Origin of the sequence: Pseudomonas sp. GM78 (assembly GCF_000282475.1) — a bacterium.
Classification (GTDB): Bacteria; Pseudomonadota; Gammaproteobacteria; order Pseudomonadales; family Pseudomonadaceae; genus Aquipseudomonas.
Map to the genome: position 1 here is coordinate 16,774 of NZ_AKJF01000074.1, position 14,632 is coordinate 31,405.

11 protein-coding genes are annotated in these 14,632 nt (G+C 61.0%); all 11 read left to right on the forward strand.

The window, feature by feature from the left end; translation table 11 throughout:
• Positions 1–55 precede the first annotated feature (55 nt).
• Positions 56–907 carry an ABC transporter permease gene (locus PMI35_RS20235; RefSeq protein WP_008058061.1) on the forward strand — a complete coding sequence of 284 codons (852 nt, stop codon included), beginning with the start codon at positions 56–58 and terminating at the stop codon, positions 905–907.
• On the forward strand, positions 904–1,734 hold the full coding sequence (locus tag PMI35_RS20230; protein ID WP_008058063.1) for a quaternary amine ABC transporter ATP-binding protein: 831 nt from the start codon (positions 904–906) through the stop codon (positions 1,732–1,734). Before PMI35_RS20235 ends, PMI35_RS20230 begins: the two co-directional genes overlap by 4 nt.
• A 161-nt stretch (positions 1,735–1,895) precedes the next feature.
• Positions 1,896–3,419, forward strand: a complete 1,524-nt coding sequence (gene hutH, locus PMI35_RS20225) for a histidine ammonia-lyase (RefSeq protein WP_008058067.1) — start codon at positions 1,896–1,898, stop codon at positions 3,417–3,419.
• 119 nt (positions 3,420–3,538) lie between these two features.
• Positions 3,539–5,071, forward strand: a complete 1,533-nt coding sequence (gene hutH, locus PMI35_RS20220) for a histidine ammonia-lyase (RefSeq protein WP_008058068.1) — start codon at positions 3,539–3,541, stop codon at positions 5,069–5,071.
• A 101-nt stretch (positions 5,072–5,172) separates the two neighbouring features.
• Positions 5,173–6,378, forward strand: coding sequence for an imidazolonepropionase (gene hutI, locus PMI35_RS20215; RefSeq protein ID WP_008058069.1), 1,206 nt, complete (start codon positions 5,173–5,175; stop codon positions 6,376–6,378).
• 10 nt (positions 6,379–6,388) lie between these two features.
• Positions 6,389–7,192 (forward strand): N-formylglutamate deformylase, encoded by an 804-nt coding sequence (hutG, locus tag PMI35_RS20210; RefSeq protein ID WP_008058070.1) that lies wholly within the window; start codon positions 6,389–6,391, stop codon positions 7,190–7,192.
• Positions 7,193–7,417: 225 nt separating this feature from the next.
• The gene (pip, locus tag PMI35_RS20205) at positions 7,418–8,389 is read left to right on the forward strand and encodes a prolyl aminopeptidase (protein ID WP_008058071.1); all 972 of its coding nucleotides are present in this window, start codon (positions 7,418–7,420) and stop codon (positions 8,387–8,389) included.
• Positions 8,386–8,823 carry a D-aminoacyl-tRNA deacylase gene (gene dtd, locus PMI35_RS20200; protein ID WP_008058072.1) on the forward strand — a complete coding sequence of 146 codons (438 nt, stop codon included), beginning with the start codon at positions 8,386–8,388 and terminating at the stop codon, positions 8,821–8,823. Before pip ends, dtd begins: the two co-directional genes overlap by 4 nt.
• Before the next feature lie 320 nt (positions 8,824–9,143).
• Positions 9,144–10,961 carry a glucan biosynthesis protein G gene (locus PMI35_RS20195; RefSeq protein WP_008058074.1) on the forward strand — a complete coding sequence of 606 codons (1,818 nt, stop codon included), beginning with the start codon at positions 9,144–9,146 and terminating at the stop codon, positions 10,959–10,961.
• Positions 10,954–13,524, forward strand: a complete 2,571-nt coding sequence (gene mdoH, locus PMI35_RS20190) for a glucans biosynthesis glucosyltransferase MdoH (protein WP_008058075.1) — start codon at positions 10,954–10,956, stop codon at positions 13,522–13,524. The genes PMI35_RS20195 and mdoH overlap by 8 nt, the downstream gene beginning before the upstream one ends.
• 202 nt (positions 13,525–13,726) lie before the next feature.
• Positions 13,727–14,524, forward strand: coding sequence for a transporter substrate-binding domain-containing protein (locus PMI35_RS20185; protein WP_032831511.1), 798 nt, complete (start codon positions 13,727–13,729; stop codon positions 14,522–14,524).
• Positions 14,525–14,632 lie beyond the last annotated feature (108 nt).

Here is a 14,632-nt window from a genome sequence, read left to right on the forward strand (position 1 = left end):
CTGTCGGCAGCGGCAGTCGGATGCTTGATCGCAACCCCTTGATTGAGAGTCTCTTATGTTTCCCGAAAGCTTTACCTTTTCCATCGCCGACTGGGTCAACGGTTGGGTCGATTCGCTGGTCACCAACTACGGCGATGTGTTCCGCAGCATCTCCGACACCCTGTTGTGGGCCATCGTCAATCTTGAAGGGCTGCTGCGTGCGGCCCCCTGGTGGCTGATGCTGGCGATCGTGGCGGGCGTTGCCTGGCACGCGACCCGCAAAGTGGTGACCACGGCGGTCATCGTCGGCTTGCTGTTCCTGGTGGGCGCGGTCGGCCTCTGGGACAAGCTGATGCAGACCCTGGCGCTGATGATGGTGGCCACGGTCATTTCGGTGCTGATCGGCATCCCGTTGGGCATCCTCTCGGCCCGCAGCAATCGCCTGCGTTCGGTGCTGATGCCGTTGCTGGACATCATGCAGACCATGCCGAGCTTCGTGTACCTGATCCCGGTGCTGATGCTGTTCGGCCTGGGCAAGGTCCCGGCGATTTTCGCCACCGTGATCTACGCCGCGCCACCGCTGATCCGCCTGACCGACCTGGGGATTCGCCAGGTTGACGGCGAGGTGATGGAAGCCATCAACGCCTTCGGTGCCAACCGTTGGCAGCAACTGTTCGGTGTGCAATTGCCGCTGGCCCTGCCAAGCATCATGGCCGGGATCAACCAGACCACCATGATGGCCCTGTCGATGGTGGTGATCGCCTCGATGATCGGTGCCCGTGGCCTGGGTGAAGACGTGCTGGTGGGGATTCAGACCCTCAACGTCGGACGCGGGCTGGAAGCCGGCCTGGCGATCGTGATTCTGGCAGTGGTGATCGACCGCATTACACAGGCGTACGGTCGTGCACGGCATGAGGTGAGCAAATGAACAACGCAACCGTGAGCAAGATCGAAGTCAAGAACGTCTTCAAGATTTTCGGCAACCGCGCCAAGGATGCCCTGGCGATGGTTGGCCAGGGCAAGACCAAGGATCAGGTGCTGTCCGAAACCGGCTGCGTGGTCGGCGTGAACGATTTGTCCCTGAGCATCGGCAGCGGCGAGATCTTCGTGATCATGGGCCTGTCCGGTTCCGGCAAATCCACCCTGGTCCGCCACTTCAATCGCCTGATCGACCCGACCAGCGGCGCGATCCTGGTGGATGGCGTGGACATCCTGCAATACGACATGGAAGCCCTGCGCGAATTTCGCCGGCGCAAGATCAGCATGGTGTTCCAGAGCTTTGGCCTACTGCCGCACAAGAGCGTGCTGGACAACGTCGCCTACGGCTTGAAAATCCGTGGCGAGAGTAAGCAGATGTGTGCCGAGCGCGCGCTGCATTGGATCAACACCGTGGGCCTTAAGGGCTACGAAAACAAATACCCGCACCAGCTCTCCGGCGGCATGCGCCAGCGTGTAGGTTTGGCCCGGGCGTTGGCGGCGGACACCGACATCATCCTGATGGACGAAGCGTTCAGCGCCCTCGATCCGTTGATTCGCGCCGAGATGCAGGACCAGTTGCTGGAACTGCAAAAGACCCTGCACAAGACCATCGTCTTCATCACCCACGACCTCGACGAGGCCGTGCGCATCGGCAACCGCATCGCGATCCTCAAGGACGGCCGCCTGATCCAGGTCGGCACGCCACGAGAGATCCTGCATTCGCCTGCGGATGAGTATGTCGACCGGTTCGTGCAGCGTCGGGCGGCGGTGGTTTAAGAGAATTGCGGTGATTGGGCGGGCCCCTTCGCGGGCAAGCCCGCTCCCACAGGTTCTGAGGTATGCACACTATCTGTGTAACAAAGCCTGTCCCTGTGGGAGCGGGCTTGCCCGCGATGAGGCCGGTAAAGCTGCATCAATATTCAGGTATGAGGTTAGTGATGTCCCAGGCTGAAAAAATCGTTATCGCCGACGCCCCGTTGCGTTGGCAGGATGTGGTTGCAGTCGCCCGTCACGGCGCACCGCTTGAACTGTCGGCGCAGGCCTGGGCGCGCATCGAGAATGCCCAGGCAATCGTCCAGCGCATCGTCGCCAGCGGCGAACGCGCCTATGGCGTGAACACCGGCCTGGGCGCCTTGTGCAACGTTTCGCTCAAAGACGAACAACTGAGCCAGCTGTCGCGCAATACCCTGCTCAGTCACGCCTGCGGCGTTGGCGCACCGTTGGCCGACGAGCAGACCCGCGCAATCATGTGTGCGGCGATCCTCAACTTCACCCAAGGCAAATCCGGCGTGCATCGTCGGGTGGTCGAAGCCCTGCTGGCGCTGCTCAATCGCGGCATCACCCCGCAAGTGCCGTCCCAGGGTTCGGTCGGTTACCTGACCCACATGGCCCACATCAGTATTGCCCTGCTGGGGGTCGGCAATGTCAGCTATCGCGGGCAAGTCGTGCCTTCGCAACAGGCACTGGCCGAAGAAGGCCTGCAACCGGTTCAACTCGGCGCCAAGGACGGTCTGTGCCTGGTCAATGGCACACCGTGCATGAGTGGCCTCAGCTGCCTGGCGATTGCCGACGCCACGCGCCTGCTGCAATGGGCCGACGTGATCAGCGCCATGAGCTTCGAGGCCCAACGTGGGCAGATCGCTGCGTTCGATGCCGAGATCATCGCGCTCAAGCCGCATCCGGGCATGCAACGGGTCGGGATCAACCTGCGTGCGTTGCTCGATGGCAGTGAAGTGATTGCACAGAGCAAAGGCATTCGTACCCAGGATGCATTGAGCATCCGCTCGATCCCGCAGGTGCACGGCGCCGCTCGCGATCAGCTCGATCACGCGATCAAGCAAGTCGAAACCGAACTGAACGGCTGCACCGATAACCCGTTGCTGTTGGGGACGCCAGACAACTTCCGGGTCATGTCCCAGGCCAATCCTCACGGGCAATCGGTGGCGCTGGCGGCGGACCTGCTGGCCATCGCCATGGCGGAAATCGGCTCCATCGCCGAGCGTCGCCTGGACCGTTTGATCAACCCGCACGTCAGCGGTCTGCCGGCATTCCTGGTGGCCAATCCCGGGGTGAACTCCGGGATGATGATCGTGCAGTACGTCGCCGCTTCGCTGTGCGCGGAAAATCGCCAACTGGCGCAACCGGCAGTGCTCGATAACTACGTGACTTCGGGCTTGCAGGAAGACCACCTGAGCATGGGCACCAACGCCGCGCTGAAGCTGCATCGCGCGCTGGAAAACTGCACGCAGATTCTCGCCATCGAGTACCTGCTGGCGGCCCAGGCCTTTGAATTTCTCAAAGAGCAGCGCTTCGGCGCCGGTACCGATGCGGCATGGCGTCTGTTGCGTGAGCGCGTGCCTGCCTACGATCAGGACCGCTGGCTGGCGCCGGACATCGCCGCCGCCGCCAGCATTTTGAAAGACCCGGCTTTGTTGCAAAAGGCGTTACCGAATCTGAACTGATTTCCACACAAAACCAGCGTGCCAAGGCGCCAGCCCCCTCACAAAAGGGGGAAGCGACGGACAACGGAATTATCCGGAGCGTCTGGTAGTTAATAACAAACTCTCAAAAGGAGCATGAAATGACTGCGCTTAATTTGATTCCCGGCCAACTGAGCCTTGCCCAACTGCGTGATGTTTATCAGCAACCGGTCAAAATCACCCTCGACCACAGCGCCGCGGCCCAGATCGAAGCCAGCGTTGCCTGCGTGGAGCAGATCCTCGCCGAGAACCGCACCGCCTACGGCATCAACACCGGTTTCGGCCTGCTGGCCTCGACCCGTATCGCCAGCGAAGACCTGGAAAACCTGCAGCGCTCGCTGGTGCTGTCTCATGCCGCCGGTGTCGGCGAACCGATCAGCGACGCGTTGGTACGCCTGGTCATGGTGCTCAAGGTCAACAGCCTGAGCCGTGGTTTCTCCGGAATCCGTCGTGTGGTGATCGACGCGCTGATCGCCTTGATCAACGCCGAGGTCTACCCGCACATTCCACTCAAAGGTTCGGTCGGTGCGTCCGGCGACCTGGCACCGTTGGCGCACATGTCGCTGGTGCTGCTGGGCGAAGGCAAGGCGCGCTACAAGGGCGAGTGGATGGAAGCCACCGAAGCGCTGAAAGTCGCCGGCCTGACCCCGCTGACCCTGGCCGCGAAAGAAGGCCTGGCGCTGCTCAACGGCACGCAAGTGTCCACCGCGTTTGCCCTGCGCGGTCTGTTTGAAGGTGAAGACCTGTTCGCCGGCGCCCTGGCCCTCGGTGGCCTGACTGTCGAAGCCGTGCTGGGTTCGCGCTCGCCATTCGATGCACGCATCCACGCCGCCCGTGGCCAGAAAGGCCAGATCGATGCCGCTGCCGCTTACCGCGATCTGCTGGGCGAGCGCAGTGAAGTCTCCGATTCGCACGAAAACTGCGAGAAGGTCCAGGACCCGTACTCCCTGCGTTGCCAGCCGCAAGTCATGGGCGCCTGCCTGACCCAGTTCCGCCAGGCTGCCGAAGTGCTGGCGATCGAAGCCAACGCCGTCTCCGATAACCCGCTGGTGTTCGCCGCCGAAGGTGACGTGATTTCCGGCGGTAACTTCCACGCCGAACCGGTGGCCATGGCCGCTGACAACATGGCCTTGGCCATCGCTGAAATCGGCTCCCTGAGCGAGCGCCGCATTTCGCTGATGATGGACAAGCACATGTCGCAACTGCCGCCGTTCCTGGTGGCCAATGGCGGTGTGAACTCCGGCTTCATGATCGCCCAGGTGACCGCCGCGGCGCTGGCCAGCGAGAACAAGGCGCTGTCCCATCCGCATTCGGTGGACAGTCTGCCGACGTCCGCCAACCAGGAGGACCATGTATCCATGGCCCCGGCTGCGGGCAAGCGTCTGTGGGAAATGGCCGAGAACACCCGTGGCATCCTGGCTGTGGAATGGCTGGCCGCCGCTCAGGGCCTGGACCTGCGCAATGGCCTGAAGACTTCGCCAAAGCTGGAAAAGGCCCGCGCCATCCTGCGTAACGAAGTGCCGTTTTATGAGAAGGATCGCTTCTTTGCGCCGGACATTAATGCGGCGAGCGAGTTGTTGGCTTCGCGTTGCTTGAATGAGCTGGTTTCGGCGAAGTTGCTGCCTAGCCTGTGATGGACTCATCGCCAGCAGGCTGGCTCCCACAGTTGCAATGCGTACCTCTGTGGGAGCCAGCCTGCTGGCGATTCGATTTTGAATACTGTGGAGACTAAGGGATGAAAACCCTCTGGCAACACTGCCACGTCGCAACCATGGCCCAAGGCGTCTACTCGATCATCGAGGATGCGGCCATCGTGACGTCCGGTGCGCACATCGAGTGGGTCGGCCCGCGCAGTGAACTGCCGTCCGGCGAGTACCCGGCGGTCAATGAATTGAACGGGGCCTGGGTCACTCCCGGCCTGATCGACTGCCACACCCACACGGTGTTCGGCGGTAATCGCAGTGGCGAATTCGAGCAACGCCTGCAAGGCGTCAGCTACGCGGAAATTGCAGCAAGCGGTGGCGGCATCGCCAGCACCGTGCGTGCCACTCGCGCGGCCAGCGAAGACGAACTGTTCGCCAGCGCCGCCAAGCGCCTGAAAAGCCTGATGCGCGACGGCGTCACCAGCATCGAAATCAAATCCGGATACGGCCTGGACCTGGCCAACGAACGCAAGATGCTTCGAGTCGCCCGTCGTCTCGGTGCCGAACTGCCGGTCAGCGTGCGCAGCACCTGCCTGGCGGCTCACGCCTTGCCGCCGGAGTACACCGATCGCGCCGACGATTACATCGATCACATCTGCAGTGAAATGCTCCCCGCCCTGGCTGCCGAAGGGCTGGTGGACGCGGTGGATGCCTTTTGCGAATACCTGGCGTTTTCCCCAGCTCAGGTTGAGCGCGTATTCATCACTGCCCGGGAACTGGGTCTGCCGGTGAAGCTGCACGCCGAGCAGCTCTCGTCCCTGCACGGCTCGAGCCTCGCGGCGCGTTACCACGCACTGTCGGCCGATCATCTGGAATTCATGACCGAAGACGACGCCATCGCCATGGCCAAGTCCGGCACGGTGGCGGTGTTGCTGCCAGGCGCCTTCTATTTCCTGCGCGAGACCCAATTGCCGCCGATGGAGGCCTTGCGCAAGCACGGGGTGAAAATCGCCATCGCCAGCGACCTCAACCCCGGCACCTCGCCGGCGCTTTCGTTGCGCTTGATGTTGAACATGGCCTGCACCTGTTTCCGCATGACCCCGGAGGAGGCCCTGGCGGGCGCGACGATTCATGCCGCCACGGCATTGGGCTTGTCCGCTACCCACGGTTCGCTGGAGGCAGGCAAGGTCGCGGATTTCGTTGCCTGGCAAATCGATCGCCCGGCCGACTTGTGCTACTGGCTGGGCGGCGACCTGGAAAAACGCGTCGTGCGTCACGGCGTCGAAACAAGTCTGTAGGAGAGCAGTTGTGGATAAGGTTCTGAACTTCAAACAAGGGCGCGTACCGCTGCTGATCAGCATGCCTCATGCCGGTGTGCGTCTGACCCCTGCAGTCGAAGCCGGGTTGATCCCCGACGCGAAAAGCTTACCGGACACCGACTGGCACATCCCGCAGCTATACGATTTCGCCGCCGAACTGGGTGCCAGCACCCTCGCCGCCGAATACTCGCGGTTCGTCATCGACCTGAACCGGCCGTCCGACGACAAGCCTTTGTATGTTGGCGCCACCACCGGTCTGTACCCGGCGACCCTGTTCGACGGTATCCCGTTGTTCCGCGAAGGCCTGGAGCCTTCGAAGGAAGAGCGTGCAACTTATCTGGAACAGATCTGGACGCCGTACCACAGTACCTTGCAGCAAGAGCTGGCGCGCCTCAAAGCCGAATTCGGCTATGCACTGCTTTTCGACGCGCACTCGATCCGCTCGATCATCCCGCACCTGTTCGACGGCAAGCTGCCGGACTTCAACCTCGGTACCTTCAACGGCGCCAGTTGTGATCCGCAGCTGGCTTCGCAGCTGGAAACGATCTGCTCCGGTCACCCGGACTACAGCCATGTGCTGAACGGGCGCTTCAAGGGCGGGCACATCACTCGTCACTACGGCAATCCGGCAGAAAACATTCATGCCGTGCAACTGGAGCTGGGGCAGTGCACGTATATGGAAGAGTTCGAGCCGTTCCGTTATCGGCCGGATCTGGCCGAGCCGACGCGGGTGGTGTTGAAGGAATTGCTGCAAGGCCTGCTGGCCTGGGGCGAAAAGCATTACAACGTGTAACCCTGCAACTGATCGTTCCCACGCTCTGCGTGGGAATGCCGCCATGGACGCTCCGCGTCCACTGTGACGCAGAGTGTCACGGGATGCATTCCCACGCAGAGCGTGGGAACGATAACTCTGACTCTACATGTGCATGCTCAATGACGTAATTCGGGTTTATGATGCCCAACGGCAAAATAATAGAAGTCCCCCCAGGGATGACCTCGACCCCTTACGGAGTGCGCAATGCAGACTTTGTACCCGCAGATCAAACCCCACGCCCGGCACGATCTGGCCGTCGACGAGACCCACACGCTGTATGTCGACGAAAGCGGTTCACCGCAAGGTTTGCCGGTGGTGTTCATTCACGGCGGTCCCGGCGCCGGGTGTGATGCGGCGAGCCGGTGCTACTTCGATCCCAACCTGTACCGCATCGTGACCTTCGATCAACGTGGTTGCGGTCGCTCCACCCCCCACGCCAGTCTGGAAAACAACACGACCTGGGATCTGGTCGCCGACCTTGAGCGAATCCGCGAGCACCTGGGTATAGACAAGTGGGTGCTGTTCGGCGGCTCCTGGGGTTCGACCCTGGCGCTGGCCTACGCGCAAACCCATCCGGAGCGTGTGCACGGGTTGATCCTGCGCGGGATTTTTCTCTGCCGCCCGCAGGAAATCGAATGGTTCTATCAGGCGGGCGCCAGCCGTCTGTTCCCCGATTACTGGCAGGACTACATCGCGCCTATCCCGCAGGATGAGCGCCACGATTTGCTCACCGCATTCCACAAACGCCTGACCGGCAACGATCAGATCGCCCAGATGCACGCGGCCAAGGCCTGGTCCACGTGGGAAGGCCGGACCGCGACCCTGCGGCCGAACCCTTTGGTAGTCGATCGTTTTTCCGAGCCCCAGCGCGCGCTATCCATCGCTCGTATCGAATGCCACTACTTCACCAACAATGCGTTCCTTGAAGCCAATCAGTTGATTCGCGACATGGACAAAATCGCTCATTTGCCCGGGGTGATAATCCATGGTCGCTATGACGTGATTTGCCCGCTGGATAACGCCTGGGAGCTGCACCAGGCTTGGCCGAACAGCGAACTGCAAATCATCCGTGACGCTGGCCATGCTGCCGCTGAACCGGGGATTACCGATGCATTGGTGCGCGCCGCCGATCGGATGGCGCGGCGCTTGCTCGATCTGGCCCCTGACGAAGCATGAAGGGGCTGCTGCAGCGCGTGCGCGGCGCGCGGGTCGAGGTCGCGGGGCAGGTGGTCGGCGCGGTCGACCAGGGTTTGCTGGTGCTGGTCGCCGTTGAACCGGACGACACGCGGGCCAGCGCCGACAAACTTCTCAATAAGCTGCTTAACTATCGAGTGTTCAGCGACGCTGAGGGCAAGATGAACCTGTCCCTGGCGGATGTGAAGGGCGGGTTGCTACTGGTCTCGCAGTTCACCCTGGCCGCCGACACCAAGAGCGGGTTGCGCCCGAGTTTCTCGACCGCGGCCCCTCCGGCCTTGGGCGAAGAGCTTTTCGACTATCTATTAAGCAAAGCGAAACAGGTGCATGGCACTGTGGCATCAGGTAGATTCGGCGCGGATATGCAGGTGCACCTGGTCAATGATGGCCCGGTTACCTTCCTGTTACAGACCTGAAAGCGCTTGAAACAACTTTTTAAGCGCTTTTCGACTGAAAACAGGCGTTTTCCCCGATAAATACTTTGTTACCCCTGATGCGTTGTAACGCGGCCTACTAGATAATCGCGCGCTACGGGGATCAGCGTTCGTTGGTCCATTTTGACTTAGGTAGAGACTTGTCCGGATCCGATTGGGGAATCATTTTGCCCCAGCGGAGTCGGAACAATGCTCGCCAACTTGGCAAGAGTGGTTTGCGGGACCGGTTTTTTCGTACCGGATACCTGCTGGCCCTTTAACTGGCCGTTGGTTTTTTGATCTGTTTTCGGCGAGGGTTGCTCGTGATTGTTAGTCCCTGTAACGCACCAAAATTGACTGCCAAACGGTTTCGTAGCGCATTGGTAGCGGGCTCGGCACTGCTGTGCCTGCTCAGCGCCGGCCAGCTTTGGGCATTCAGTCTGGATGATGTATCGGTCAAGGCAAAAGAGCTGGCCGGGCAGAAGTACGAAGCTCCGCGCAGTAACCTGCCGAACGAATTTCGCGAGATGAAATTCGCCGATTATCAGAAAATTCGCTTCCTGACTGAAAAAGCCGAATGGGCCGATCAGAAGACCCCGTTCAAGCTGTCGTTCTATCACCAGGGCATGCATTTCGATACTCCGGTGAAAATTAACGAAATCACGGCGAACACCGTCGAAGAGATCAAGTACGACCCAAGTCGTTTCGATTTCGGCGACGTCAAGTTCGATCCCAAGGCCACCGAACAACTGGGTTATGCCGGTTTCCGCGTCCTGTACCCGGTCAACAAGGCTGACAAGCAAGACGAAATCATGACCATGCTGGGCGCGAGTTACTTCCGCGTGGTGGGCAAGGGTCACGTCTACGGTTTGTCCGCTCGCGGCATGGCGATCGATACCGCACTGCCGTCCGGCGAAGAATTCCCGCGTTTTCGCGAGTTCTGGATTCAACAGCCGAAGCCGGGCGACAAGCACCTGGTGATCTTCGCCCTGCTGGATTCGCCACGGGCGACCGGTGCCTATCGCCTGACCCTGCGTCCGGGCAGCGACACCATCGTCGACGTCAAGGCGCAGATGTTCCTGCGTGACAAGGTCGGCAAACTGGGCATCGCGCCACTGACCAGCATGTTCCTGTTCGGCGCCAACCAGCCGTCGAAAGTCCTCAACTACCGTCGTGAGCTGCACGATTCCAGCGGTCTGGCGATCCATGCCGGCAACGGCGAGTGGATCTGGCGTCCGCTGAACAACCCGAAACACCTGGCGGTGAGCAACTTCTCGGTCGAGAACCCGCGTGGTTTCGGCTTGCTGCAACGTGGCCGTGACTTCAGCCACTACGAAGACCTCGACGACCGCTACGACAAGCGTCCAAGCGCGTGGATCGAACCGAAAGGCGACTGGGGCAAGGGCACCGTCGATCTGGTCGAGATTCCGACCGCCGACGAAACCAACGACAATATCGTGGCTTTCTGGAGCCCGGAAAAGCTGCCGGAGCCAGGCCAGCCGCTGGACTTCGCCTATCGCATGCACTGGACCATGGACGAAGCGGCGCTGCACGCACCGGACAGTGCCTGGGTCAGTCAGACGCTGAAGTCCACCGGTGACGTGAAACAGTCCAACCTGATTCGTCAGCCGGATGGCAGCGTTGCCTATCTGGTGGACTTTGAAGGTCCGTCCCTGGCGGCATTGGCGCCTGATACAGACGTGCGCAGCCAGGTCAGCGTCGGCGAAAACGCCGAGCTGGTCGAGAACAGCGTGCGCTACAACCCTGAAACCAAGGGCTGGCGCCTGACGTTGCGCATGAAGATCAAGGACCCGAGCAAGTCCACCGAGATGCGTGCGGCACTTGTGCAGAACATCGTGCCTGCCGATCTGGCCAAGACTTCGATTCCAGCTTCCACCTCTTCCGTAGCCAAGGCCGACAAGGTAGCTGCCAAGCAAGCGGAGAAAGCGGACAAGGAAGCGAAGGCCGCCGAGGCCAAACAGGCCGAAGCCAAGCCAGTTGCAGATGCCAAGGACAAGGCGAACAACAATGACGTCAAGCAGCCTGCTGCTGCCGACGCGGTCCCAGCCACACCGGAATCGGCATCGACTGAAGAAGTCCTGACCGAGACCTGGAGCTACCAGTTGCCTGCCGATGAGTAATTCTCAAGTACAGCCAGAGACTCTGTCCGAGTACCTGGCACATCTGCCGATGACCGACCAGCAGCGCGCGGAACTCGCGGGCTGCAGGTCGTTCAGCGAACTGCATGAACGTCTGTCGTCCAAGGCGTTCGACGCACCGACCGAAGCCGCCCAGGCCTCGGTTGGCACGCGCCTGACCCTGAGCACCGCCGAAGAATTGCAGGACGCCGAAATGCTGGCGCTCGACGCCAGCGGTCGCGTATGCCTGAAGGCGACCCCGCCGATTCGTCGGACCAAGGTCGTGCCGGAGCCATGGCGTACCAATATCCTGGTGCGCGGCTGGCGACGCCTGACCGGTCGCACCAACCCGCCGAAGCCGCCAAAAGACGAGAACGTGCTGCCGGCGGCGCGCTGGCGGACAGTCGGTTCGATCCGTCGCTACATTCTGTTGGTACTGATGCTCGGCCAGACCATCGTCGCCGGCTGGTTCATGAAAGGCCTCATGCCGTACCAGGGCTGGTCGTTCGTCGACCTTGAAGAAGTCCTGCACCAACCGCTGCTGCAAACCGCCACGCAAGTGCTGCCGTATGCCTTGCAGACCAGCATCCTGATACTTTTCGGGATTCTGTTCTGCTGGGTTTCGGCCGGTTTCTGGACCGCGCTGATGGGTTTCCTCGAGTTGCTCACCGGTCACGATAAATACCGTATCTCCGGCAAAAGCGCCGGCAACGAACCGATTCCGAAGGACGCGCGCACCGCGCTGGTGATGCCGATCTGTAACGAAGACGTGCCTCGGGTATTCGCCGGTCTGCGCGCAACGTTCGAGTCGGTAGCCGCCACGGGTGACCTGGATCGCTTTGACTTCTTCGTCCTCAGCGACAGTAACGACGCCGACATCTGCGTCGCCGAACAGCAGGCCTGGCTGGACGTCTGCCGTGAAGCCAAGGGCTTCGGCAAGATCTTCTATCGCCGCCGTCGTCGTCGTGTGAAACGTAAAAGCGGCAACCTCGACGACTTCTGCCGTCGCTGGGGTGGTGACTACAAGTACATGGTTGTGCTCGACGCCGACTCGGTAATGAGCGGCGAGTGCCTGACCAGTCTGGTACGCCTGATGGAAGCCACGCCGGACGCCGGGATTATTCAGACCGCGCCACGTGCGTCGGGCATGGACACCCTGTATGCGCGCATGCAGCAATTCGCCACCCGCGTGTACGGTCCGCTGTTCACCGCCGGCCTGCACTTCTGGCAGTTGGGCGAATCCCACTACTGGGGCCACAACGCGATCATCCGCATGAAGCCGTTCATCGAGCACTGCGCCCTGGCGCCGTTGCCGGGCAAAGGCGCGTTCGCCGGTGCGATCCTGTCCCACGACTTCGTCGAAGCCGCGCTGATGCGTCGTGCCGGTTGGGGCGTGTGGATTGCCTACGACTTGCCGGGCAGCTATGAAGAATTGCCGCCGAACCTGCTGGACGAACTCAAGCGTGACCGTCGCTGGTGCCACGGCAACCTGATGAACTTCCGCCTGTTCCTGGTCAAGGGCATGCACCCGGTGCACCGTGCGGTGTTCCTGACCGGCGTGATGTCTTACCTGTCGGCGCCGCTGTGGTTCTTCTTCCTCGTGTTGTCGACGGCGCTGCTGGCGGTCAACACGCTGATGGAACCGCAATACTTCCTCGAACCGCGCCAGCTCTATCCGCTGTGGCCACAATGGCACCCGGACAAGGCGATCGCGCTGTTCTCGACCACGATCGTATTGCTGTTCCTGCCGAAGCTGCTGAGCATCATCCTGATCTGGGCCAAGGGTGCGAAAGAGTTCGGGGGCAAGTTCAAGGTGACGTTGTCGATGCTGCTGGAGATGCTGTTCTCCATGCTGCTGGCGCCGGTGCGGATGATTTTCCACACCCGTTTCGTGCTCGCCGCGTTCCTGGGCTGGGCCGCTACCTGGAACTCGCCGCAGCGTGACGACGACTCCACGCCATGGAGCGAAGCGGTCAAGCGCCACGGGCCGCAGACCTTGCTGGGTTTCTTCTGGGCACTGCTGGTGATCTGGCTGAACCCGAGCTTCCTGTGGTGGCTGGTACCGATTGTCGGTTCGTTGATGCTGTCGATCCCGGTGTCGGTGATTTCCAGCCGTGTCGGCCTGGGCCTCAAGTCCCGTGACGAGAGCCTGTTCCTGATTCCTGAGGAATACAATCCGCCGCAGGCGTTGTTGGCGACTGATCAGTACACCCACGAGAACCGCTGGCATGCGCTGAACGACGGCTTTGTGCGTTCGGTGGTCGATCCGCAGCAGAACGCCCTGGCGTGCTCGCTGGCGACCTCGCGTCACCGTGAGGCCGAGCCGATCGAATGGCTGCGGGTCGAGCGAGTGCGCCACGCCATGAAGGTAGGGCCTGAAGGCCTGACCAACAATGAGCGTGTACAGCTGCTGAGCGACCCGGTGGCATTGGCTCGCCTGCATGAGCAGGTCTGGAGCGAAGGTCACCCCGAGTGGCTGGGCGCATGGCGCAAATCGGTCCAGGCCGATCCGCATGCACCGCTGTTGCCGCTCAGGCCGCTGAGCGTGCAGCCGCAGTTGGCATAACGAAAAAAACCCGCGAAAGCGGGTTTTTTTTGATCAGTCAAAACACAACAAATCCCGCCTCAACCCTTGTGCAATTGAGCAAGTGCGTTAGCATCCGTCCCCGAATTGGTGCGCCCGGACCGCTTTGTGTCCGTATCTGTCTGTTTTCCTTGGAAAACTGTCGATTTCGCGCCGCAAACGCAATGGTTTTGGGGGCTTGAAGATGAAGAAGTATCTGTCGATGCTGCTGGTCGGCGTCACGGCATTGGTTGCAGTCAGCGCGGCGCAGGCCGGTGCCATTGATGACGCGGTCAAGCGCGGCACGTTGAAAGTCGGCATGGACCCGACCTACATGCCGTTCGAAATGACCAACAAACGCGGCGAGATCATCGGTTTCGAAGTCGACATCCTCAAAGCCATGACCAAGGCCATGGGCGTCAAGCTGGAGCTGGTGTCCACCGGCTACGACGGCATCATCCCTGCGCTGTTGACCGACAAGTTCGACATGATCGGCAGCGGCATGACCCTGACCCAGGAACGCAACCTGCGCCTGAACTTCAGCGAACCGTTCATCGTCGTTGGCCAGACCCTGCTGATCCGCAAGGAGCTGGAAGGCACCGTCAAGTCCTACAAAGACCTGAACACCGCTGACTACCGCATCACCTCCAAGCTCGGCACCACCGGCGAAATGGTCGCTAAAAAGCTGATCTCCAAAGCCAAGTACCACGGTTATGACAACGAACAGGAAGCCGTGCTCGACGTGGTCAACGGCAAGGCTGACGCCTTCATCTACGACGCGCCTTACAACGTTGTCGCCGTTAACAAGGTTGGCAACGGCAAGCTGGTGTTCCTCGACAAGCCGTTCACCTACGAGCCGCTGGCGTTCGGGCTGAAGAAGGGTGACTACGACAGCATCAACTTCATCAACAACTTCCTGCACCAGATCCACGAAGACGGCACCTACGATCGCATCCATGACAAGTGGTTCAAAGACACCGCTTGGCAGAAGGACATGGAGTAAGGCTCGGTCAGATAGACCGCGTCGCGCCCAATCGCCAGCAGGCTGGCTCCCACAATGAAATGCATTCTTCTGTGGGAGCCAGCCTGCTGGCGATGAGGCCTCCAAGGC